This window comes from Natrialba sp. PRR66 (assembly GCF_034808065.1).
Classification (GTDB): domain Archaea; phylum Halobacteriota; class Halobacteria; order Halobacteriales; family Natrialbaceae; genus Natrialba; species Natrialba aegyptia.
Genome location: NZ_JAXHGN010000162.1, coordinates 1 through 260, shown reverse-complemented (window position 1 = coordinate 260; position 260 = coordinate 1). Strand labels below are relative to the sequence as shown.

Below are 260 nucleotides of genomic sequence, written 5' to 3'. Positions count from 1 at the left end.
CGATCTGCTCCGACCCCGCCCGCGACCAGTCGACGGTGGTGGTGGTCGAGGACGTGTCGGACCTTTGGGCGCTGGAGCGGGCGAAGGCCCTCAACGCCGCCTACCACGTCCTCGGCGGCGTCCTGTCGCCCTTGGAAGGCGTCGGCCCCGACGACCTCTCGATCGACCGCCTCGTCGAGCGCGTCGCGGACGGGCACGTCAAGGAGATGGTGCTCGCCGTCAACGCCACCGTCGAGGGCCAGTCCACCGCCCACTACATC

1 protein-coding gene is annotated in these 260 nt (G+C 70.8%); it reads left to right on the top strand.

Features of this window, described 5'->3' with window-relative positions:
* Nucleotides 1–260 (top strand): toprim domain-containing protein (locus tag SM755_RS23855; RefSeq protein ID WP_323174864.1); only part of this gene is annotated, 260 nt, incomplete at both ends.